The 21,721-nt window shown below is 64.1% G+C and carries 25 protein-coding genes and 1 pseudogene; 4 read left to right on the forward strand and 22 right to left on the reverse strand.

What is annotated here, in order from left to right; genetic code table 11:
• Nucleotides 1–519: pseudogene (locus PHA8399_RS00070) on the forward strand (bifunctional methylenetetrahydrofolate dehydrogenase/methenyltetrahydrofolate cyclohydrolase); the annotation flags it as partial.
• Between the two features lie 138 nt (nt 520–657).
• On the opposite strand, the gene PHA8399_RS00075 reads toward PHA8399_RS00070, so the two are convergent.
• From PHA8399_RS00075 to PHA8399_RS22510, 18 genes are all read right to left on the reverse strand, one after another.
• Nucleotides 658–1,065 carry a PaaI family thioesterase gene (locus PHA8399_RS00075; RefSeq protein WP_058284470.1) on the reverse strand — a complete coding sequence of 136 codons (408 nt, stop codon included), beginning with the start codon at nt 1,063–1,065 and terminating at the stop codon, nt 658–660.
• Between the two features lie 81 nt (nt 1,066–1,146).
• Nucleotides 1,147–1,797, reverse strand: coding sequence for a ligase-associated DNA damage response endonuclease PdeM (gene pdeM / locus PHA8399_RS00080; protein WP_058284190.1), 651 nt, complete (start codon nt 1,795–1,797; stop codon nt 1,147–1,149).
• A gap of 37 nt (nt 1,798–1,834) precedes the next feature.
• Nucleotides 1,835–4,252, reverse strand: a complete 2,418-nt coding sequence (locus tag PHA8399_RS00085) for a ligase-associated DNA damage response DEXH box helicase (protein WP_058284191.1) — start codon at nt 4,250–4,252, stop codon at nt 1,835–1,837.
• A 76-nt stretch (nt 4,253–4,328) separates the two neighbouring features.
• Nucleotides 4,329–5,636 (reverse strand): DUF8689 domain-containing protein, encoded by a 1,308-nt coding sequence (locus PHA8399_RS00090; protein ID WP_058284192.1) that lies wholly within the window; start codon nt 5,634–5,636, stop codon nt 4,329–4,331.
• A gap of 155 nt (nt 5,637–5,791) precedes the next feature.
• Nucleotides 5,792–6,289: a prepilin peptidase gene (locus PHA8399_RS00095; RefSeq protein WP_058284193.1), complete on the reverse strand. Its 498-nt coding sequence runs from the start codon at nt 6,287–6,289 to the stop codon at nt 5,792–5,794.
• Nucleotides 6,290–6,292: 3 nt separating this feature from the next.
• Entirely contained in the window at nt 6,293–7,141 is an 849-nt protein-coding gene (locus PHA8399_RS00100; RefSeq protein WP_058284194.1) for a tetratricopeptide repeat protein, read from the reverse strand.
• Nucleotides 7,142–7,170: 29 nt separating this feature from the next.
• A complete protein-coding gene (locus tag PHA8399_RS00105; protein ID WP_082649406.1) occupies nt 7,171–7,761 on the reverse strand; it encodes a tetratricopeptide repeat protein in 591 nt (196 codons plus the stop codon).
• A gap of 2 nt (nt 7,762–7,763) precedes the next feature.
• A complete protein-coding gene (locus PHA8399_RS00110) occupies nt 7,764–8,744 on the reverse strand; it encodes a type II secretion system F family protein (protein ID WP_058284196.1) in 981 nt (326 codons plus the stop codon).
• An 11-nt stretch (nt 8,745–8,755) separates the two neighbouring features.
• Complete coding sequence (locus PHA8399_RS00115) at nt 8,756–9,724, reverse strand: type II secretion system F family protein (protein ID WP_058284197.1); 969 nt, start codon at nt 9,722–9,724, stop codon at nt 8,756–8,758.
• Nucleotides 9,724–11,157 (reverse strand): TadA family conjugal transfer-associated ATPase, encoded by a 1,434-nt coding sequence (locus PHA8399_RS00120; RefSeq protein WP_058284198.1) that lies wholly within the window; start codon nt 11,155–11,157, stop codon nt 9,724–9,726. Before PHA8399_RS00120 ends, PHA8399_RS00115 begins: the two co-directional genes overlap by 1 nt.
• A 24-nt stretch (nt 11,158–11,181) precedes the next feature.
• Nucleotides 11,182–12,411 (reverse strand): CpaE/TadZ family protein, encoded by a 1,230-nt coding sequence (locus PHA8399_RS00125; RefSeq protein WP_027243358.1) that lies wholly within the window; start codon nt 12,409–12,411, stop codon nt 11,182–11,184.
• 155 nt (nt 12,412–12,566) lie between these two features.
• Nucleotides 12,567–13,196 (reverse strand): OmpA family protein, encoded by a 630-nt coding sequence (locus PHA8399_RS00130; RefSeq protein WP_058284199.1) that lies wholly within the window; start codon nt 13,194–13,196, stop codon nt 12,567–12,569.
• Between the two features lie 15 nt (nt 13,197–13,211).
• Complete coding sequence (locus PHA8399_RS00135; protein WP_008556882.1) at nt 13,212–14,618, reverse strand: type II and III secretion system protein family protein; 1,407 nt, start codon at nt 14,616–14,618, stop codon at nt 13,212–13,214.
• A 215-nt stretch (nt 14,619–14,833) separates the two neighbouring features.
• Nucleotides 14,834–15,691, reverse strand: a complete 858-nt coding sequence (cpaB, locus tag PHA8399_RS00140) for a Flp pilus assembly protein CpaB (RefSeq protein WP_058284200.1) — start codon at nt 15,689–15,691, stop codon at nt 14,834–14,836.
• A 147-nt stretch (nt 15,692–15,838) separates the two neighbouring features.
• Entirely contained in the window at nt 15,839–16,015 is a 177-nt protein-coding gene (locus PHA8399_RS22615; protein WP_167510235.1) for a hypothetical protein, read from the reverse strand.
• 82 nt (nt 16,016–16,097) lie between these two features.
• The gene (locus tag PHA8399_RS00145; protein ID WP_058284201.1) at nt 16,098–16,277 is read right to left on the reverse strand and encodes a hypothetical protein; all 180 of its coding nucleotides are present in this window, start codon (nt 16,275–16,277) and stop codon (nt 16,098–16,100) included.
• 289 nt (nt 16,278–16,566) lie between these two features.
• A complete protein-coding gene (locus tag PHA8399_RS00150) occupies nt 16,567–16,746 on the reverse strand; it encodes a hypothetical protein (protein ID WP_058284201.1) in 180 nt (59 codons plus the stop codon).
• Nucleotides 16,747–16,906: 160 nt separating this feature from the next.
• Nucleotides 16,907–17,059: a hypothetical protein gene (locus PHA8399_RS22510; protein ID WP_158509243.1), complete on the reverse strand. Its 153-nt coding sequence runs from the start codon at nt 17,057–17,059 to the stop codon at nt 16,907–16,909.
• A gap of 42 nt (nt 17,060–17,101) precedes the next feature.
• Here PHA8399_RS22510 and PHA8399_RS00155 point away from each other — a divergent pair, with 42 nt between their 5' ends.
• Nucleotides 17,102–17,908 carry a lytic transglycosylase domain-containing protein gene (locus PHA8399_RS00155; RefSeq protein ID WP_244270123.1) on the forward strand — a complete coding sequence of 269 codons (807 nt, stop codon included), beginning with the start codon at nt 17,102–17,104 and terminating at the stop codon, nt 17,906–17,908.
• 10 nt (nt 17,909–17,918) lie between these two features.
• Here PHA8399_RS00155 and PHA8399_RS00160 read toward each other — a convergent pair whose 3' ends face one another.
• Entirely contained in the window at nt 17,919–18,488 is a 570-nt protein-coding gene (locus PHA8399_RS00160; protein WP_058284202.1) for a TetR/AcrR family transcriptional regulator, read from the reverse strand.
• 359 nt (nt 18,489–18,847) lie between these two features.
• Between PHA8399_RS00160 and PHA8399_RS22865 the strand changes: the two genes are divergently transcribed.
• Both PHA8399_RS22865 and PHA8399_RS00165 read left to right on the forward strand, forming a co-directional pair.
• Nucleotides 18,848–18,970, forward strand: a complete 123-nt coding sequence (locus tag PHA8399_RS22865; RefSeq protein ID WP_259938777.1) for a hypothetical protein — start codon at nt 18,848–18,850, stop codon at nt 18,968–18,970.
• Nucleotides 18,971–19,257: 287 nt separating this feature from the next.
• The gene (locus PHA8399_RS00165) at nt 19,258–19,734 is read left to right on the forward strand and encodes a hypothetical protein (protein ID WP_058284203.1); all 477 of its coding nucleotides are present in this window, start codon (nt 19,258–19,260) and stop codon (nt 19,732–19,734) included.
• Between the two features lie 73 nt (nt 19,735–19,807).
• On the opposite strand, the gene PHA8399_RS00170 is transcribed toward PHA8399_RS00165, so the two are convergent.
• From PHA8399_RS00170 to PHA8399_RS00180, 3 genes are all read right to left on the reverse strand, one after another.
• Nucleotides 19,808–20,434: a CoA transferase subunit B gene (locus tag PHA8399_RS00170; RefSeq protein WP_058284204.1), complete on the reverse strand. Its 627-nt coding sequence runs from the start codon at nt 20,432–20,434 to the stop codon at nt 19,808–19,810.
• Nucleotides 20,435–20,437: 3 nt separating this feature from the next.
• The gene (locus PHA8399_RS00175) at nt 20,438–21,142 is read right to left on the reverse strand and encodes a CoA transferase subunit A (protein ID WP_027243363.1); all 705 of its coding nucleotides are present in this window, start codon (nt 21,140–21,142) and stop codon (nt 20,438–20,440) included.
• 139 nt (nt 21,143–21,281) lie between these two features.
• Entirely contained in the window at nt 21,282–21,707 is a 426-nt protein-coding gene (locus PHA8399_RS00180) for a VOC family protein (RefSeq protein WP_058284205.1), read from the reverse strand.
• Between the last annotated feature and the right edge of the window lie 14 nt (nt 21,708–21,721).

The raw sequence follows: 21,721 nt of genomic DNA on the forward strand, positions 1-21,721 counted from the left end.
GGCCTTCTGGGCACCGGCCAGAAGTCGATGGTGCCCTGCACGCCGCTGGGCTGCCTGATGATGCTGCGCGAGCATCATGGCTCGCTGTCGGGCCTGAACGCGGTTGTCATTGGCCGCTCCAACATCGTCGGCAAGCCGATGGCGCAGCTTCTGCTGGGCGACAGCTGCACCGTGACCATCGCGCATTCGCGCACCAAGGATCTGCCGGATGTGGTGCGCCGCGCCGACATCGTGGTGGCTGCCGTGGGCCGTCCGGAGATGGTGCCGGGCGATTGGATCAAGGAGGGCGCGACGGTGATCGACGTCGGCATCAACCGCATCGATGCGCCGGAGAAGGGTGAGGGCAAGACCCGTCTGGTGGGCGATGTGGATTACGCCTCGGCCGCGGAGCGCGCGGGCGCCATCACCCCGGTGCCGGGCGGCGTCGGCCCGATGACCATCGCCTGCCTCTTGGCCAACACCGTGACCGCCGCCTGCCGCGCCAGCAACCTCGCGGAGCCGGAAGGGCTGACCGCCTGACGCGCAGACCGCCAAGGTTCGAACAAAACCGCTCCCGCCGGACGCCTCCGGCGGGAGTATTTTTTGAAAGATGAAAGAGGCGTGGTGGTTCCCCGCGAACGGGCGGAGCCCCTTTTGGAAAGATGAACGAAGCGGGGGTCAGGCGGTGACCGGCACCATGGTGCCTTGCAGGAGTGCGACCAGTTTTTCTTCCTTTGCCGTCACGGCGTGGACCTCCGCGGTGACGATGACCAGGCGGCGGCCCGGCTTGATGACCTTGCCGGTGGCGCGCAGGAGCTCTCCGGCGCCGGGGGCCAGCAGGTTGATCTTCATCTCTGCGGTCATCACTTCGCAGTCCTCGGGCATCACGGTAAGCGCGGCGTAGCCTGCCGCGGTGTCGCCGATGGCAAAGCTGAGGGCGGCATGGGCCACATCGTGCTGCTGGCGGCTGCCGGGCAGGATGGGGGCGGTAATCACCACTTCACCGGGCGCAACGCTGGCAACTTCTGCACCAAGTGTTTGCATCATGCTTTGTTTGGCGAAACTGCTGCGGATGCGGTCTTCCATGGCGGTGTCCTTCTGCTGGTCTGCCCGCAGCATAGAGGAGCGCGGGACCCTTGCGCAGGTGACGCTGCGCCATTTGCCCGGTCAGCGCGGCATTGGCACCGGCAGCGGCCGCGGCCCGGTCAGGATGGCCAGGGCATCGGCCGCCATCAGCGGAGCGAAGGCAGGATCGCTGCTGCGCAGGCCCCCGGTATAGGTGCCGAAGGCCGGCAGGATCACGCGGGCCGCATCCACCAGAAAGGCGGGCCGGGAGGTGCTGCGCAACCGCGCCTTGGGGTGGTAGTGGCCGGAGATTTCGGCGCTGGATTGCGGGTCGGCAATATGGCGGAAGGTAAGCGGGCCCAGCGTCAGGGCGGCGGCGTGCTCTCCGCCCAGGGCCGGCGGGGCAGGGTCGTGGTTGCCCTCGATCCAGATCCAGCGGCGGGTCTGCATCAGGCAGGTGATGCGGTTCAGGTCCGCCTGGGGGAGCGCACGGCAGGCCGCGTCATCGTCGAAACTGTCGCCAAGGCAGATCAGCGTGTGTGCGCCGGTGATCTCAAGCGCGGTTTCGAGGCGGTCCAGCGTGTCGCGGGTTTCATAGGGCGGCAGGGCGCTGCCGCCGCGCCGCGCGTGGCGTTCGGATTTGCCCAGATGCAGGTCGGAGACGCAGAGGGTGCGCTGCTCCGCCCACCAGAGAGCGCCGCTGCCGAGAGCGGTCAGGCGGGCGCCAGCGAGGGTGAAATCGAAGCCGTTCATGATGCGTTCTTAACGGTGCCAGCGGCGCTGGCAAGGCCTATTGCGGCAGGGCGCTGAGACCGGATTGCTGCATCAGCGCTTCGGTTTCCCGCAGCAGCAGTTTCTCCTCGGCGGCGCCTTTGACCGGCACTTTGCCGGCCTCCAGCAGCAGCGGCGCGGCAAGGGGGGAGATCCGCTGCAGCTGCAGGAGGGTGATGCGGCCGTCTATGCGGGCGATCATCTCCTCAATGCGGCCGAAATCCACCAGCCCCCGCAGGGCTTCCTCGCGGGTGATGTCCATCAGCAGGTGATCAGGGTCGTACTTGCGCAGTGTGTCATAAAGGATGTCGGAGGAGAAGGTCGCCTGCCGCCCGTTCTTGCGCTGCCCGGGGGTGTTGCGCTCGATCAGCCCGGCGATGGTGGCGGCACCGCGGAAGGCGCGTTTCATCACCGCGTTGCCGGCAAGCCAGCCCTCCAGCCCCTCGCGCAAGGCGCCGATGTCGAACAGCGGCGCGGGGTCGGTGAGTTCCTCCAGCCCCCAGATCAGCGTGGCGTAATCGGTAGAGACGAAGCCCAGGGGGTCGAGGCCCAGTTCCTCCATCCGCTTGGTCAGCAAGAGGCCCAGCGTCTGCTGGGCATTACGGCCTGCGAAGCCATAGACGCAAGCGTGCGCGCGCCCGTCATGCGGGAAGCTTTCGATCAGCAGACTGCCTGCGCGGGGAAGCTCGGAGACTTCGCGCTGGAGTTCCAGCCACTCTGCCGTATGGCGCGGCAGGCTGGGCCAGCTGTCCTGCTTGAACATCTCCAGGATGCGGGCGCTGAGCTGGGTGGAGGTGGCGAATTTGGTGCCCGAGAAGACAGCGATCTTGGGTTTTTTCCCAGGGTTGCGGCTGACCTCCACGGTCATTTCCCGCAGGCCCTCGTAGCGCACGGTCTGGCCGCCGATCAGGAAAGTGTCGCCGGGGGTGAGGGTGGCGGCAAAGGCTTCCTCGATTTCACCCAGCGGCTTGCCGCCGCGGGTGCGTTTCAGGCGGACCTTGACCAGATCGGTGTCCTGGATGGTGCCCAGGTTCATGCGGATGCGGGCCGCGGCGCGGGGGTCGCGCAGCTGCCACTTGCCGTCCGGGCGCTTCCGCAGGCGCTGCCATTGGTCGTAAGCTTTCAGCGCGTAGCCGCCGGTGGCGCAGAATTCGAGGCAGGCATCGAATTCGGCACGGGGCAGGGAGGCATAGGCCCCCGCCTGGGTTATTTCCGCATAGAGCTGATCCGCGTCGAAGGGGCCCGCGCAGGCCGCAATCAGGATGTGCTGGCACAGGACGTCGCGGGGGCCGGGGCCGCGCGGCGCGCCGTCCAGATCGTTTGCGCGCACCGCCTCCAGCGCGGCGCGGCATTCGACCACTTCAAACCGGTTGGCAGGCACCAAGAGCGCCTTGGACGGGGCGTTGTAGCGGTGGTTGGCCCGGCCGATGCGCTGGACCAGGCGTTTCACGTTCTTGGGCGCGCCGATCTGGATCACCAGGTCGACATCGCCCCAGTCGATGCCGAGGTCCAGCGAGCCGGTGCAGACGATGGCGCGCAGCTCGCCGCGGACCATCGCCGCCTCGACCCGCTCGCGCTGGACCCGGTCTAGCGAGCCGTGGTGGATGCCGATCGGCAGCGCGTCCTCGTTGGCGAGCCAGAGGTTATGAAAGAAGATCTCGGCCTGGGCGCGGGTGTTGTGAAAGATCAGCGTGGTGTTATGCGCCTTGATCTGCGCCATCACCGCCGGGATCGCATAGGCCGCGCCGCCGCCGGCCCAGGGCGGCGGCTCTGCGGTTTCCAGCATCCGGATATCGGGGGCAGGTCCGGGATCGGCCTGCACGATATCGCAGGGGTCCGGATGGCGGGCGAGGTAGCTGGCGATGGCCTGAGGGTCGTCCACGGTGGCCGAGAGGCCAATCCGGCGCAGATCCGGGCAGAGGGTCTGCAGCCGCGCCAGCGCCAGCATCAGCTGGTCGCCGCGCTTGCTTTCGGCCAGGGCGTGGATTTCGTCGACCACCACGCGCTTCAGGCCCTTGAAGGTGCGGGCGGCGTCCTCGTAGGAGGTGAGCAGGGCGAGGCTTTCCGGGGTGGTCAGCAGTATATGCGGCGGGTCGGCGCGCTGGCGTTTCTTGCGGCTGGAGGGGGTGTCGCCGGTGCGGTCGTCGATGCGGACGGGCAGGCCCATCTCCTCCACCGGGGTGCGCAGGTTGCGCTTGATGTCGGCTGCCAGAGCCTTGAGCGGGGAGATATAGAGCGTGTGCAGCCCTTCATGGCTGCCGTCCGCCAGTTCCGCCAGGGTGGGGAGAAAGCCGGCCATGGTCTTGCCGCCGCCGGTGGGGGCGATCAGCAGGGTGCAGGGCTGAGACGCCCGCTCCAGCATGGCGTGCTGGTGCGGGTGGATGGACCAGCCCTTGGAGGCGAACCAGTTCTCGATGACGGGCGGCAGAATGCTCATCCGTCCCATGTAGGTGCTGCCGCAAAACTTTTTAGAAAAGGGTGGCCCAAAGTTTTCAAAAAACTTTGGGGCCGGGTCATTTCACGATCTGCTCGTCCCTGACGAACATGTTGGCCCAGGCCCGGTCGATCAGTTCCGGCGACATCTGATAGGGGATGCCCTCGAACTCGCAGATGGCGATCATCTGGTCGATCAGGAACCCCGGCTGATAATTGGCGTAAACGTTGCTGATTGTGGGGTATTTGTTCTTCAGAAGGTGCACCAGCGTGCTTTCATCCAAGGGGATGCCCTTCTTGCGGGCCACCATGGCAAAGATCTTGAGGAAGTTTTCCTGATCCGGGCCGTCGATCTTGATCTTGAAGAAGATCCGGCGCAGGGCGGCTTGGTCAAAGATCTCGTTCGGGTGGAAGTTGGTGGAGAAGATCACCAGCGTGTCGAAGGGCACTTCGAATTTCTCGCCCGACTGCAGCGCCAGGATGTCCTTGCTTTCCTCCAGCGGCACGATCCAGCGGTTGACCAGCGCCTGCGGTGGCTCGGCTTGGCGGCCAAGGTCGTCGACGATGAAGATGCCGCCGGTGGACTTCAGCTGCAAGGGCGCCTGATAGGTGCGCGCGGTGGGGTTGTAGACCAGGTCCAGCATGTCCAGCGACAGTTCGCCGCCGGTGATCACGGTGGGGCGTTCGCACATCACGTAGCGCTCGTCAAAGCGGCGGCGGCGGCGCAGGGCGTTGGGGTCTTCCGGCTCCTGCTCGACCATGGTGTGCACGATCGGGTCGTAGACGGTGATCACCTGGCCCGCGTATTCGATGGCGCGCGGCACATAGACATGATCGCCAAGGGCGTCGCGGATGCCGTTGGAGATCGAGGATTTCCCGTTGCCCGGCGGGCCGTACATCAGGATCGAGCGGCCGGCGCTGACCGCCGGGCCCAGGTGGTCCAGCAGGCTGTTCGGCAGGATCAGGTGGCCCATGGCGCTGATCAGCTGGTCGCGGGTCACCTGGATGTTGCGGATCGACTGGCGCTTGACCTGCTCGCGGTAGACCGCCAGCGGCACCGGCATGGCGCCGAAGTATTCCGACTGGCTGAGCGCATCCAGCGCCCGCGCCTTGCCTGCATCGGTCAGCTGGTAGCCCATCTCGTTGCCGCTGTTGGCGTTCAGCGTGCCGGTGGCTTCGAGCAGTTTCTGCTCGCGCGCCATGTCCACCAGTTCCTGGGTGACGGCGCCGGGCAGGCAGAGTGCCTCGGCAATCTCCGTCACCGTTTCCGCGTTCTTGCGGAAGATGGTCTTGAGCAGGATGTCCCGCATCATCACCAGCGGCAGCTGCATCTGCTCCAGCCCCTTGGGGGCGGGCGGGGCCGTCACGGTGAGGTTCTGCATGTTCATGGCGGTGCCTATTCCTGAATTCCGGATTTGCGCCCCCGGGTTGGGAGGCGGCCTTGGAAACAGACTATTCAGGACTGTGGCAACAGCGGGGCAGAGCTGCAGCATTTCCGCGGAGGCGGCGGGAAATCCGCGGCCTTTTCAGGCGGCGGCGCGGCTTAGCTGCCGAACAGGGCGGCTAGGATCAGATAGAGCGCGAGGGTGCCGCCCAGGCACAGGCCCATGGGAAAGCTCTTGCCGGTTTCCCAGCTTTGCCACTGCGGCGCCAGCTGGCGCAGCGGCGTGTATTTGGCGATCCGGTGGGCGGTGAAGCCCGCCAGCAGGGTGGCGGCAAAGATGATCATCAAAAGCCGCAAATCGCCAAGCGCAAAGAACGGCGCGGCGGCGCCGGCAAACTTGGCATCGCCGGCGCCGACGGCGCCAGCGGAATAGAACAGGAAGCCCAGGCCGATCCCCACCGGCAGATGCAGCAGGTGCCAGCCGTAGTCTGCCCAGGAGGGCATCGCAAAGGCGCCCACAGCCACATAGATCACCGCCAGCAAGTCCACCGCCCAGTTGGGAATGCGCATGCCGCGCAGGTCGGTCAGCGCCACCGTGTAGCACAGCGGCAGCACGAAGGGCAGGAACCACAGGGCGGCATGGGCCGGGAACTGCATGGATCAGCCGTTTTCCAGTGCCGCCAGCGAGCGCGAGGCTTCCTCGAAGTGCTGCGGATGGGTGTCGATGGCTTCGCGCAGCAGGTTCTCGCCCACCTTGACGTCGCCTTGCTTGACCGCCGACAGCGCCAGCGTGTGCAGCAGCAGCGCGCGTTCGGTCTGGTCCAGCGGGATCACCGGCAGGGTGTAGTTGCGCTGTGCGCCGCGGGCCAGCACCAGGTTGTTCTTGGCGGTGAATAGGCCCGGGTTCTGGCGGATCGCTTCGCCGAACAGCCGCTCAGCCCCGGTGAAATCGCCGCGGGTCAGCTTGGAATAGCCCCAGTTGTTCATCACCTTGGCGGGTTTGGTGGTCAGCCCGGTGGCAATCTCGTAGAAGCTGTCCGCCCGCTTCCAGTCCTTGTTCGCGTCCGCCACCACGGCCTCAAGCCGGTAGCGCTCGTAGGTTTCATGGGTTGGCGGCACCTTGTCCAGAATGCCCTTGGCCGCGTCCCATTCGCCGCTGCGCACCAGAGCGCCCGCCAGTTGCACCTGGTCCTCGCTGGTGGCGCCTTTCATCGACACCACCTTTTTCCAGGCGGTTGTGCCCTCGGTGGTGCGCTTGGCGCGGATCAGCGAGTAGGCGAGGCCGCGCTGCAGCTCGATCCGGTCCGGACCGGTCTTGAGGGTGCGCTGGAAATGGGCCACCGCCTCATTCGGGTCGGCCACAGTCATCATGACATCGTTGAGATTGCTCTCGTCTATGACATTCACTTCCTGAAAGGCCCGTTCCACGGTTTCGTCGGCTTTCTCTGCACAGGCCGACAAGACCAGCGCCCCTGCCAGAGAAGCGGATAGGAAAAACTGCTGGCGCATTTGTGCGTCCTTTTACTGCTCTGCCTCGGTCATGGTGTCGGGCGAATCAGGTAGCTGCCGCCGCCTTGCCGCACCAATTTGTAATCTTGGTTTTGCGGCTCAGTATGCGCAGGATCGTCCAGTTTTGCGAGGGCCAGGCGCAAATTATCGCGGATTGCGTCACTTTCGCCATTGTCGAGCGCATAGGCGCGCTGGAACACCTGCACGGCTTCGGCGGTCTTGCCCCGTTCCATCAGAACGACGCCAAGGTTGTTCATCGGCTCGGGCCAGGCCGGGTCGGCATCGACCGCTTGGCGCAGCAGATCCTCTGCCTGCCCCAGCCGCCGGAGGCCCAGCTTGGCCGATCCCATGCCGGACAGCACCTCGGCCGTCAGGCCCTGGTCGAGGGCGGCGCGGGTGAAGGCCTCCAGCGCCAGCTCGTGCTCGCCTGCGGCCATCAGCCGGTGGCCGACCTGCAAGCCGTCCTCTGCGGTTTTGCGGTGATCGGCGCCCGGCGCCCAGGGGCTGCCCGTGTCCTGTTTCAGACCGCCCGGCGCGCAGGCCGCCGCCAGCGCAAGAACGCTGGCGGCGGCAAGAGCGCGGCTGAGGCGGACAGGCGCGGCCCGTCCTTGTGATGTCATGTTCAGTTGCCTGCGTTGCCCATATTCATGATGCCCTGTATCGACGGGCCAACCAGAATGATCAGCAGCGGCGGCACCGTCAGGCCCATTGTGGCAAGGGTCATCTTCACGGGCAACTTGTTTGCGGCCTCCTCGGCGCGCATCACGCGCTTGTCACGCATTTCACCGGCATAGACCCGCAGCGCATCGGCGATCGAGGTGCCGAAACTGGCGGATTGGATCATCACCGTCACGAAGGAGGAGATATCCTGCACCCCGCAGCGGGTGCCCATGTCGCGCAGCACCTTGTCCTTTTCCTTGCCCGCCTTCATCTCATAGGCGACGACCTCAAATTCCTCGGCCAGATCCGGGTAGGAGGCGTGCAGCTCCTTGGCGACGCGGACAATCGCCTGGTCCAGCGACTGGCCGGCTTCGACGCAGACCAGCATCATGTCCAGCGCGTCCGGGAAGCCTTCGGTGATCTTCTGCTTGCGCTCTTCGATGCGGCGGGTGATCCAGTATTTCGGCAGCAAGTACCCGGCCGCGCCAGGGCCGACGATGCGGATGGCCATCTGCTGGCTGTCATAGTCGATGTCGGCCTTCAGCACATAGACAAAGAACAGCCCGCCCATCAGCCCCAGCAGGCCGAGGGCAAACTGGGCAAAGTGGAACAGGCGCACCGAGTCCTTGGAGTGATAGCCCGCCTGGCGCAGCTTCAGCTCCATCGCCGACAGCTCATCCGCGTTTTGCGGTTCCAGGAAGCCTGCGAATTTCTGCAGCTGCTCGTTGCGGTTGGCCTGGCGCAGACGCTCTTTCTTGGGGACGTTGCGGGTTTCCGGCTTGATGTTCTTCTGCAGCTTCTTCAGCGGGTCTTCGGGCTGGTTCAGCAGCAGCGGAACCGCCAGCAGGATCATGAACAGCCCGGCAATGCCAAGCGCCAGAAGCGGGCCGAATTCGCCGAAGTGCGAGGTCAGGTAGTCGTTTATTCCGCTCAGAAAACCCACGGTCCGCCTCCTTAGACTTTGATGTTGGTCAGCATGCGCATGACAAAGAGGTTGGCCGTCAGCATCACGCCAACCGTGAAGCAGGCGGGAATGAACCAGGGGTGATCCAGCACCTTGTCATAATAGTTGGGGTCCTTGACCAGGATGCCAGCCAGACAGAACAGCGGGAAGCCTGACAGAAACTTGCCCGACCATTGCGCCTCTGCGGTGATGGCCTTCACCCGGCGGAACAGGCGGAAGCGGGCGCGGATCACCTTGGCAAGGCCTGCCAGCACTTCGGCCAGGTTGCCGCCCGACTGCTGCTGGATCGTCACCGCGACAGCAAGGAAGCGCATGTCCTGCATGTCCAGCCGCTCCGCCATTTCCTTGAGCGCTTCGCCGACATCGCGGCCATAGGCGCATTCATCGGAGATGATGCCGAATTCGGTGGCCAGCGGGTCCTCGACCTCGTTGGCGACGATCTGCACGGCAGAGGTGAAAGGGTGGCCGACACGCAGGGAGCGCACCATCAGTTCCACGGCGTCGGGCAGCTGCTCCTCGATCATCGCCATCCGCTTGGCGGCCTTCTTGTTGACCCAGAAGAACACCGCGCCGACGCCGATGATGACAGAGCCCAGAATGCGGACGGGCAGGGGGGCCGACGTGCCGATGCTGAGGCCGGCGAAGGCCAGCACGGCCAGCCCGGCCATGATCAGGATCAGCTGTTTCGGTGAAAAGGCAATGGCCGCCTTCTGCGCCCGTTCCGATAGCAGCGAGTACAGCGGGATCGACTGCGATTTTGCGTGCTGGCCCAGTTCTTTGCGCAGCTGCTCCAGCACCTGCTCGCGGTTGCTGCCCTTCTCCATCATCTCCAGCCGGCGGTTGACCCGGCTGTTGAGGCTGATGGATTTGCCGAAGGTGAACAGATACAGGCCCTCGACCAGGGCCAGCACCCCGAAGAAGATCAGGCCGTAGATAAGCGGTTCCGCACTCAGCTGCATCAGCGCTTCTCCATCACGGTGGGTTCATAGATCGAGGGCGGCAGGTCGTACCCCCACAGGCGGAAGCGCTCGGAATAGTGGCTGCGCACGCCGGTGGCGGTGAAGTGGCCGATGATCTTGTTGTCCGGGGTCAGGCCGACGCGCTGGAAACGGAAGATTTCCTGCATCGAGATCACGTCGCCCTCCATCCCGGTGATTTCGGTGATCGAGGTCATCCGGCGCGAGCCGTCCTGCAGGCGGGAGGCCTGCACGATCAGGTTCACAGCCGATGCAATCTGGCTGCGCACCGCCTTGATCGGCATCTCGATCCCCGCCATGGCGATCATGTTTTCCAGACGGGAAATGCCGTCGCGGGCGGAGTTGGCATGGATCGTCGTCATCGACCCGTCATGGCCGGTGTTCATGGCCTGCAGCATGTCGATCACTTCCTCGCCGCGGGTTTCGCCGACGATGATGCGGTCGGGGCGCATCCGCAGCGCGTTCTTCAGGCAGTCGCGCGGGGAGACCTCGCCCTTGCCTTCCACGTTGGGCGGGCGGCTTTCCATCCGGCCCACATGGGTCTGCTGCAGCTGCAGTTCCGCGGTGTCCTCGATGGTGAGGATCCGTTCGGAATTGTCGATAAAGGAGGACAGCGCGTTGAGCGTCGTGGTTTTACCGGAGCCGGTGCCGCCGGAGACGATCACGTTCAGGCGGGTGGAAACGGCGGCTTGCAAGTAGGCCGCCATTTCCTCGGTGAAAGCGCCGAATTGCACCAGATCGTCGATGCCCAGCTTGTCTTTCTTGAATTTCCGGATCGACACCAGCGAGCCGTCCACCGCGATCGGCGGCACCATCGCGTTGAAGCGCGAGCCATCGGCGAGGCGGGCGTCCACGTAAGGGTTGGATTCATCGACCCGGCGTCCCACGGCAGAGACGATCTTGTCGATGATCCGCATCAGGTGCTTCTCATCCTTGAAGGTGATGTCGGAAAGCTGCAGCTTGCCGCTGCGTTCGACAAAGATCTGATGCGGGCCGTTCACCAGGATATCGCTGATCGATTCATCCTGCAGCAGCGTTTCCAGGGGGCCCAGGCCCGTCACCTCATCATACAGCTCCTTGGTGAGCTGCTGCCGGTCCTCGCGGTTCAGGACGATGCTTTTCTCAGCCAGGATCTCCGTGGCGATGGTGGCGATCTCAGAGCGCAGCTCCGCTTCGCCAGCGCGTTCCAGGGCGGCCAGGTTCAGGTTCTCCAAAAGCTCCCGGTGCAGCTGGACCTTGATCTCGCCCAGACGCTCCTTGCGCTTGCGCTCCTTGTCCATTGGCTGCGCCTCAGCCGCTTTGCGCTGCACCGGGCGGCGCAGGCTGGCGGCAGGGGCGGCAGCGGCGGGCGCAGTTACCGGTTCAGGTGCCGCCGCGGCAGGTTTTGGCGCTTGTTTTTTATACTTGGAAAACATCAACTCACCCCCAATTCAAGCCGTTCAGGCGGCTTCTGCTTCACTGCGGCCCAGCGCATGCAGCGAGGCCGCGAGCTTGGCGATTTCCTTGCGCAAGGGATTCTTCGCCGCCGAAACAGCCAGCGGCAGCCCGTGGTCGCAGCTTTGCAGCACCTGCTTGCCGCCGTCGGGCAATTGCAGGTCGATGGAGATGCTCAGGGACTCGGCCATCCGCTTGACCCGGCTTTTGCCGGCAAGATCGGTGAACTTGGGTGCCCGGTTCAGCGCAAAGCGCAGCTTCTCGAACGGCAGGTCCTCCGACTGCAGCGCGCGTTTCATGCGCAGCGCGTTCTGGGCCGAGCGCATGTCCAGCTCAATCAGGGCGAAATAGACATGCGCCGTGGTCAGCACGGTTTCGGACCACTGCACCAGCGTGTGCGGCATGTCGATGACGACAAAATCAAAGTGGCTGCGCGCCATTTCGATCACCCGGGTGATGTCCTCGGGCGACAGGAGGTCCAGCGGCACCATCTCCAGCGGGGCGGTCAGAACCTGCAGCTTCTCCTGGAACGGCAGCAGTGACTGGCCGAACAGCTCCTCGTCCATGCTTTCGGATTCGCTCAGCATTTCCATCACCACCTCGCGGCGGGGCAGGTCCAGATAGGTGGAAACCGAACCATGCTGCAGGTCCAGATCCAGCAGGCAGACGCTGGGTTCCTCCTGCTCGCTGAGCGCGGCAAGCTCCCACGCCAGGTTCACCGCCATGGTGGTCGAGCCGGTGCCGCCGGCCAGCCCGTGGCAAACGATCACCGCGCCTTCGCGCTGGCTGCCGGATTGCAGCTGATGCGGCTTCTGCGCCGCCGGCGGCGGCGGTGCCTGCAGCCGTTCGATGGCGGCCTGCAGCTCCTGCTCGGGCAGCGGGTAGGGGACAAACTCATCCGCGCCCTGGCGCAGCAGCGTGTGCAGCGCGGCCGGGGTGACGTCTTCTGCAATCAGAATGACCTTGATGCCGCGCGCCTTGGCCTGGGTGATGATCTCCCCCATCAGCGGCAGATCCCCCTCGTCGGCGCTGTCGATGGCCAGGGCAACAAATTGCAGCGGCTCCGCCTCGGTCTGACCAAAGAACGCCAGCGCCTCGGTGAAGCCCAGATCGCCCCAGGCCTCTCCCAGCGAGGCTTCCATATCCTCGATCAGAAGGTCGAAGTTCTGCACATCGCGGCTGATTGTGCAGGCAACAATCGCTGGTGTTTCTGTTTGCGGCATACCGCTGCTCATCGCCATCATCCTTGTTCACATGGGCAGAACCGGGCCATGGGCACAGTCCGCCTCTTGGAAACAATGTCGGTGGCAATCTAGGCGATATTGGGGCCAAAAATCCCCAAATGTGGGGAATTGTTACTACTTCGTAACCGGCCGCCTGCGCGGCGGGCTTATTGCAGCGTGCGCTCCAGCGACTTCTGCTGGGTCAGGGTGGTGGCCGGAACCGCGCTCTCCAGATACTCGCGGTAGATGATCTGGGCATACTTGCCGTCCAGCACCGACTGGTGGCTCTTGAGGAAGCCGCTCACCTCGGTGACGGTGCGGCGGTTGCGGCGCTCGCGCTCCGGCGTCGGGATCAGCGGCTGGGTTTCCCCGTGCGAGATCACCGCTTCCAGGCGGCTGCGGCTGATGCCGCGGGAGACCAGGTAATTCACGGCGGCCCGGGCCCGGCGCAGGCCTAGCGCGCGGTTGTAGGCGTTGCTGCCGACTGCATCCGTGTGACCGAAGACGCGGAACCGCACCTCGGGGAACTGCCGGATCCAATGCGCCTGCTGGTCCAGCACCGCAAGCGCGGTCTGGTCCAGACGGGCGCTGTCAAAGTCAAAGGTGATGGTGGTGGGCACTTCCTGGGCGAACCGGCCGGCCAACTGGATGGCGAAGCTGCGCTCGCCGCTCATCACCGCCGCGTTGTTGAGGGTGGCCTCGCCAAAGGTTCCCCTGCGGTTCAGCTCGCGCCCGGCTTCCCGCTCGCAGGCGGCAGCGGTGAGGAGAAGGCCGAGAATTGCAGCGGTTCTGATCATCTGTGCCACTCCCTATCAGTCCAGCACGTAGCCGTAAGAGCCGTTGAAATCCTGCTTGGCGACCTCGGCGGCAGGCCCGGCGCGGTTGCGGGACGTGCGCCCGAACAGGAACAGATCCTTCTCGCTGGGCGGTGCCACGCGGTCGGTGGGCAGGGTCAGCGCCTCGCCGCGGGTCGGAGTGACCAGATGGGCGCTGACGATGATCACCAGCTCGGTCTGCTCGCGCTGGTAATCGGCGCTGCGGAACAGCGCGCCCAGCACCGGCACGTCGCCCAGCCACGGCAGCTGCGAGGAGTTGTCGAGGAATTCGTCGCGGATCAGCCCGGCAATGGCAAAGCTTTCGCCGTCGCGCATTTCCACCGTGGTGGAGGTCTCGCGGCGGGAGAAGGCGTCGATGGTCAGGCCGCTGAGTTCCAACGAATTGGTCGGGTCGATAGCGGAAACCGCGGCGTTCAATTCGAGATTGATCAGATCCCCGTCAATCACCCGCGGGATGAAGTTCAGCTCAATCCCGAAGGGTTTGAATTCGATGGTGATCACGCCGCCTTCCTGGGCGACCGGCACCGGGTATTCACCGCCGGCCAGGAACTTCGCTTCCTGACCCGAGAGGGCAGAGAGGTTGGGTTCGGCCAGGGTGCGGACCACGCCCTTCTGCTCCAGCGCTTCCAGCAGCAGGCTGACCTGAACCGAGCCTGCGTTGAAGCCGAACAGGAAGGCGCCGGTGTTTTCGTTGGCGGCGGGGATGTTGCCGGCCAGCGAGTTGGCCAGGGCGCCGGAGGTGTTCAAAGTGTTGTAGCCGCCGGTGCGGCCGTTGCCGGTGCCGCCGTTGAAACCCAGCGAGGCGCTGAGCGATTTCGAGACCGAGCGCTGCATTTCGGCAAAGCGGACCTTGAGCATCACCTGCTGCACGCCGCCCACCGACATCAGGTTGCTGACCCGCTCCGGCGCATAGCGCTCTGCCAGGTCCAGCGCCCGCTGCAGCCGGGCCGAGCTGGACACGGTGCCGGACAGCACGATGCCGTCATTGGCGGTGCGCACTTCGATTTTCTCGTTGGGCAGGATCTGGCGCAGGCGCTGCTTGAACTCGGTCACGTCGGCGGCCACCCGCACGTCGACGTTGGTGATCAGCCGGCCGGAGCCGTCGAGCAATGTCAGTGTCGTCAGGCCCGGCGATTTGCCCAGAACATAGATGGTGCGGTCGGACAGCGAGGAGATATCGGCAATGCTGGGGTTGGCGATGCTGAGTTCAGCAAAGGGGATTTCGCTTTCCACCACCACCGCGCGGTTCATCGGAACGTCCAGCGTTGCCGCCGTGCCCTTTTTCACCACACGCAAAGACTGCGCCCAGGCCCCATCTGCCTGCGGCACGCCAATCAGCGATAGACCCATCAGGGCCGCCGCCACGAACCGTCGAATTGCCATGTGACCTGCCTTTCCGATCACGCCTCAAAATCCGGGTCTTTTTGCCCGCTCTTTCGGGCACTGTGGTTCAGATCCCGAAATATTGCAAGAATCAAAGGCTTCGAGGCCTTTTCTTGCAGGACGCCCATGTGGGGCCTGCGCAACAGGCCAAACAGCCGCTCTTCGCAGGGAAGAAGCGGCTGAATGCGTTAACGGCCTGTGCGGGCGTATGTTTTCTAGTTGGTGCACGGGATCGGGATTTCCACAACTTCGGCGCCGCGGCGGGTGCGGATGGTGCAGATCTTTTCCTTTTCCACTTCTTGCGGCGCCTCCAGGGCGCCCAGTCCCAGCAGCGTGCGCTGGTCCACTTCGACCACTGAGGCAATGGTGTCGTCGCCTGCGCCCACCAGGGCCAGCGACAGCCGTCCGGTGGTCTGGGCCTGCGCCAGCGCCGCCACCTGTGCGGGTTTGGCCGCAACAGTAACTGTGCGGGCGATGATGGCCTCGTTGATGTCGCCGCCGGCGCTCTGGTCCACAGCCACCAGTTCCACGTTGGTTTCGATCAGCCGGGTGACCTCCCCGCGGGAGCCGCCGGCGCCGGGCATCATGCCGGTCCAGTAGACATCGACCTTGTCGCCGGGGCGCAGGAAGCCCGAGACGCCGGAGGACACATCGACCTTGATCGCAAAGGCGCGCATGCCGCGCTGCAGCCGCGAGGTGATGCCCGCATCCTCGCCCGGGGCGGTGACCTTGGCGGCCATGACCGCCTCATCCTTTTCCATGGCGCGCAGCACCACGCGCAGCTTGTCGCCGCTTTGCGGCGGGAACAATGCGTCCAGGGTGGTATAGGCCCCTTCGGGAATGGCGTTTTCCGGCCAGCGCACGGCGCGCACCGCGTCCTGGGACAGCCGCTCGCCGTATTTCAGCGGCTTGGTGGCGACAAACACGTCCACCGTCGGCACCGCCTCGGCGCGGGCCGCACGCTCGCGCGCCAGTTCATTCTGGTAGGCCGAGATATAGTTCTTGGCCATCATGACTGCGCCGCCGGCGAGGGCGACACCGACAATCAGCACTAGTCCGAAAACTGCACGCATTGTGTTACCTCTCATCAACTTTAGCCGGCGTTCCGCAATCGGAACCGGCTGCTGGGTGTCTCAAACTGAAACAAGAAACCGGGCGTTGGCCTGGTCAGCGCGGCCGCCTGGAAGGCAGTGGTCCGGAGCTGGTCATTTCGGCCGTTGTCAGCTGAATGACCAATTGGACATGAAGGCGGCAATCGCTTGTGCCGCACCCAGGGCGCCATCTTCCATTGCCGCCGCAATCATTGCGGCCATCCCGACGATTGCAGCGCATAGAACAACCCAGTCGACAGAAACCGCACCGTCGTCGCTTGCGATATATAACCGTAACTTTTTCATAGTCTGAACCTCGCTGCCTGAACGGTTCCGGGGCAGAGGCGGCACCGGACTGCCCGGTGCCGCCTCAGAAATCAGGCAGTGATCAGGTCGGAGCCTGGGTGCCCAGATAGGAGCCGGTCTTGCTGGTCAGGTCCGACGCGCCGTCTTCGATGGCGGTGTAGACAACGCCGCCCAGAGCGGCCACGGCTGCGGTCAGCACAACCCAGTCAACAGTCACGGCGCCGGAGTCGTCTTTGCGGAAGTTTTTGAAGAATTTGATCATGGCTTGGTCCCTCCAAAGGAAACTGGAATGCTGTATCTGACCCGCCGGGCGATCTGGCCAGCTCTCTCCTTCTGGCCTGCCCGCTGGTTGATGAGTCTATTAAGCTTCATGAATGGGGCGTTAATTGGGCGTAATACTGAGTTTTCTGCCCTATTGCCGGGAAACCTGACGCTTCACTTGGTGCTGGAAAAAGCTGAGGGAGGCAGCGGGATTTGGGGAACCTGCAAACGAAACAGGCCGCCCGGAAACGGGCGGCCTGTCACGCGGTCGGTTAGACCACTAAAGGCGATTAGGTCGGAGCCTGGGTGCCCAGGTAAGAACCGGTCTTGCTGGTCAGGTCCGACGCGCCGTCTTCGATGGCGGTGTAGACAACGCCGCCCAGAGCGGCCACGGCTGCGGTCAGCACAACCCAGTCAACAGTCACGGCGCCGGAGTCGTCTTTGCGGAAGTTTTTGAAGAATTTGATCATGGCTTGGTCCCTCCAAAGGATCTCAGAATTTGCACTATCCCGCCTTCGCGCCAGGGTCCGCTCTCTCACCTGCTTGACCTCTGTCCGGCTTGGATGAGCCTATATAGCCAGCCCAGCGTGGCAGGATTTGGGCTGAAAGCCGGAAATCGCCGCCCCAATTTTACTTTTTGGCAATGATTTGCGTAACCGGATGATTTTGCTCCGTTAAATTTTCGTTACCCGCCTGCTGCCCGTGGCATTTCCGCGCCAGACGCGGGAAAATATGGCGATTGCGCCAGATTCTGGGGGTCTGAGACTGGTTTTCAGCAGCCATTTTCCCGAGTCTCCCTGGCAGAATCCACTGGCAGGCAAGGAAATGGCAGTCCGTAACGCGATTTTGGCACTGGCGGCCTTTGCCGTGCCCCTGGCAGCAAGAGGGCAGGAAGCCCCGCCGCAACCGTTTCCCCAGTTCGAGGCGAAGCGGGTGAAACCGCCTGCGCCGGGCACCGGCAAGCGCATCACCGTGCAGATCGAACCACAGCCGGAGGCCAGGGCGGCTGAACCGGTTCCGGAGCTGGCAGAGAGCGCAAAGCTGCCCGCCGGGCGGTATGGCTGGTTCTGGGACAAGATCTCTCCCGGGCTGGAGGAGAGCGGGCCGGGCCGCCTGGACGATGCCCTGCAGGCGCTGGCCGGTGCCAAGGGGCTGGCGGCGCCGCGGTTGCAGCTGATGCAGGAAATTGCCCAGACCCGCGGGGTGCAGATCCTGACAGAAAGCGCCAGCACACAGGTTTCGCCTGCTTTGGTGCTGGCTGTGATCGCTGTTGAATCCGCGGGCAAGGCGGATGCAATCAGTTCCGCCGGCGCCCAGGGGCTGATGCAACTGATGCCGGATACCGCCGCGCGCTTTGGGGTGACGGACTCGCTTGAGGCGCATCAGAACATCTCGGGGGGCATCCGCTATCTCGACTGGCTGATGACGGAGTTCGGCGGCGACCCGATCCTGGTGCTGGCCGGTTACAACGCGGGCGAGGGGGCTGTGCGCAGCCACCAGGGGGTGCCGCCCTTTGCCGAAACACGGGATTACGTGCCCAAGGTTCTGGCCGCCTATCAGGTGGCCCGCGGCCTGTGCCTGACACCGCCGCAGCTGATCTCCGACGGCTGCGTGTTCCGGGTGATGAACTAGCCGTCCCGGCTCAGCCCCCCGCCAGATAGGGCTGGAGCAGCATCCGGGCAGTGTACCGCGCGTCCCCGGCCGGATCCGGGGTCACCGACATGGCTGCCAGAACGATTGCGCCTTCCTTTAACGTCAGAAGCTGCCGCGCCAGGCCTGCGGGGTCAGACGCGCCGGCTGCTTTGGCCAGGCCGGTGAAATGCTCCAGCAGCATCTGCTTGTGCTCCGTCGATTGCTGATACACCGGATGAGCCCGGTTCTGGAACTCGGCGCTGGCCTTTATGAACATGCAGCCTGCAAATTCCGGCTTGCCGAACCATTCGCCAAGAGCCGTGAACATCGCAAGCAGCTGCCCGGCGGGTGCGTCCGACAAAGCCGCCATCCGGCTGAACAGCCAAGAGCGGAAGTTCTCGTCCCGCAGGCGCAGCACGGCAATAATCAGGTCGTCCTTGGTGCGGAAGTGCTTGTAGATGGAGGTCTTGGAGATGCCGGTTTCCTTGACCAGCGTGTCCATTCCTGTTGCGTGGAACCCGCTTCGGTAAAATACGTTCAGGGCTTTGCTGACCAGTTCGTCTCGCTTGTTGGGGCGCATGATTCGTCCTCAAGTGTACCGTTCGGTACATATTGGCGCCGGGACGGCCCAGCAAATCAAAATAATTTTTGCCGCAACAAAAAGGTCTTAGGGCCAAGCACCGCCATACAGCGCCGGGCGTGTGAAAAAATCCTTGATTATAAGTACCGATCGGTACACTTTGTTTGCGCGAGTTGACAGATCGGTGCACTTTGTTAGGGGGCTGGGATGAGACGTCTTTTCAAACCGATGGCTTCACCGTTCGGGCCAGTAATACTGGCTGCATGCATTGCCGCTGCGCTGACGGCACCGGCCACGGAAACACGCCCGGATTCGGCGTCCGGGACAGGCGTGCAATTCAATGCGGGAGGGGCCAAGGCATGAAACGGGATATTCTCATGGCGGCGCTGGCCGCTGTTCTTGCCGGCGGCGTTCTGCTGCCGGTGACATTGCCGCGGCCGGCTGCCGGGACAGTCGCGGTGCAAGCTCCGAACGGCGGCTGAAGCCGGGCGTCTGCCCACGGTAACGGGGCGCCCCCTGAGCGAACCGGTGCAGTGGCTAGGGAAACCTGCCGGCGCCGGTGTGCCGCACCGCCCGGCGGCGACTGGCAGGCGGCGCATTTGCAGGGATTGCGGGGCCGAAACGCCTCAGCGGAAAACCTTCTGAACAGGCGTTTCGCCGCGGCCCGATTTGCGGAGTTTTTTCGCAAAGGGCCTGCCATCCGCCCCGAGACGCCGGTATGGTGGCAGTAAAGCACATTATTTAGCTTAAATTTTTTTGGAGAACGGATTTGGATTTGGGATTTAACCCATCGGAAATTGCCGTGGGTGCGCAGGGTGTTAGTGGAAAGCTTCTGCTGTTCGCCTTGCTGGCGTTCATCGGGTTTTTCGGGCGGCTGGTCTTTTCCGCCTTCGGGCCGCAGCTAGCGGAGTTTAACCCGTTCCGGAATTTCTCGGGTCTGGGATTTGTCCTGCTGGCGGCGGCGCTGTTTGCAGGGGCGCTCTACATCTCGGGCAAGCAGACCAAGGCGATGGTTCTGTTCAAAAGCCATTTGGTCGATCCTGTCATTGTCACCGTGCTGGGCCGTGACAGCTGCGATCCGGCGCAGGGCAGCTATTGCGTGGTGGTGTTCGAAGGCGGGCGGGAAAAGATCGTCAACTGGCACGATAAGCGCGTCTATATGTGGGAAATCATCAACCCGCCGGAAGGCGCGGTCTGGCACACGCTGCGGCCCCGGCCGCGTCCGGGGGCTGCCGCCGGAGTGTGAGCGCCAGCACGATCCGCACGCAAAAGGCCCGCCGGAAACCGGCGGGCCTTATCGTGTCAGCTCTGATCCGGGATCAGCCGACGATGGTGGCTTCGGTGGAGCTGCGCAGTTCCTCTTCGCTGACACCCTCGGCCAGCTCGACGATCTTCAGGCCGCCATCGGCGACATCCAGAACGCCCAGGTTGGTGATGATGCGGTCGACCACGCCCTTGCCGGTCAGCGGCAGGGTGCATTCCTTCAGCACCTTGCTGTCGCCGTGCTTGTTGGTGTGGTCCATCACCACGATCACGCGGCCGACGCCCGCGACCAGATCCATGGCGCCACCCATGCCCTTGACCAGCTTGCCCGGGATCATCCAGTTGGCCAGGTCGCCGTTCTCGGCCACTTCCATCGCGCCCAGGATCGCCGCTGCGATCTTGCCGCCGCGGATCATGCCGAAGGAGGTTGCGCTGTCGAAATAGGATGTGCGCGCCAGCTCGGTGATGGTCTGCTTGCCCGCGTTGATCAGGTCCGGATCCTCATCGCCCTCATAGGGGAAGGGGCCCATGCCCAGCATGCCGTTCTCTGACTGCAGGGTGATGTCCTTGTCGCCCACGTAGTTCGCCACCAGCGTCGGAATGCCGATGCCGAGGTTCACATACATGCCGTCTTCAAGCTCCTGCGCAGCGCGCTCGGCCATTTGATTGCGGTCCCAAGCCATGGTTCAAGCCTCCTCACGCTTGCGGGTGGTGCGCTGCTCGATGCGCTTCTCGTGCTCGCCCTGGATGATGCGGTGCACGTAGATGCCCGGCAGGTGAATCTGGTCGGGGTCAAGCGCGCCCCGGGGCACGATTTCCTCCACCTCGGCGACGCAGATCTTGCCGCACATGGCGGCGGGCGGGTTGAAGTTGCGGGCGGTCTTGCGGAAGATCAGGTTGCCGGTGTCATCCGCCTTCCACGCCTTCACGATGGAGAGATCGGCAAAGATGCCTTCCTCCAGGATATAGGTCTCGCCGTTGAAATCCTTGTGCTCCTTGCCCTCGGCGATCACGGTGCCGACACCGGTCTTGGTGTAAAAGCCCGGAATGCCGCAGCCGCCGGCGCGCATGCGCTCGGCCAGGGTGCCCTGCGGGTTGAATTCCAGCTCCAGCTCGCCCGACAGGTACTGGCGCATGAATTCCGCGTTCTCGCCCACGTAGGAGGAGATCATCTTCTTCACCTGCTTGGTCTGCAGCAGGATGCCGATGCCGAAATCGTCGACGCCTGCATTGTTGGAGGCAAAGGTCAGGTCCTTGGTGCCCGCGTCCTTGATTGCCTGCAAAAGCAGTTCGGGGATGCCGCAGAGGCCAAAGCCCCCCGCGGCGATCAGCATGCCGTCGTGAAGCAGCCCGTCGAGCGCTTCGGCGGCGTTGGCGTAAACCTTTTTCATGGAGCTCTCCCAACAACTACCGTTTGACAGTGGTTCTGACGCCGGGGCGGGCACAAGTCAACGATACGGAGAAGTTTGCGTATTTCTACGGAGCGGCCGTGGCGGCCTGCGCGGGCAGGCGGTCCGCCACGGCCGGAGGTCATACTGGCAGGGCGTCTTCGGCGTATTGGTCTGCAAATTCCGCGCTGGGCGGGATCGGGGTGATGACATCGATCAGCACGCCGTTCGGATCCGCGGTGATGAAGTGGCGCTGCCCGAAGTCCTCGTCCACAAGCGGTTTCAGCACCGGCAGGCCAGCGCCGGTCAGCCGGGTGTATTCGGCAGCGGCGTCCTCGACCTCGAAGTTCAGGATGACGCCGGCACTGTTGCCGCGCCCGGCTTCGGGGATCGTGGGGTGGGTTCCGTCCAGAATGGCCAGGTTCACGGCGGGGTCCGCGCAGGATTGGAGATGCACGTACCAATCCGATTTAAATGCCGGCCTGAAGCCGAAGTGGGTTTGGTAGAATGCGGCGGTGCCCGCGACGTCGCTTGTTTGCAGCACCGGATAGTATTGGGTCACTTTCATCTTGCACCTCTCAT

It is taken from the genome of Leisingera aquaemixtae (assembly GCF_001458395.1).
Classification (GTDB): Bacteria; Pseudomonadota; Alphaproteobacteria; order Rhodobacterales; family Rhodobacteraceae; genus Leisingera; species Leisingera aquaemixtae.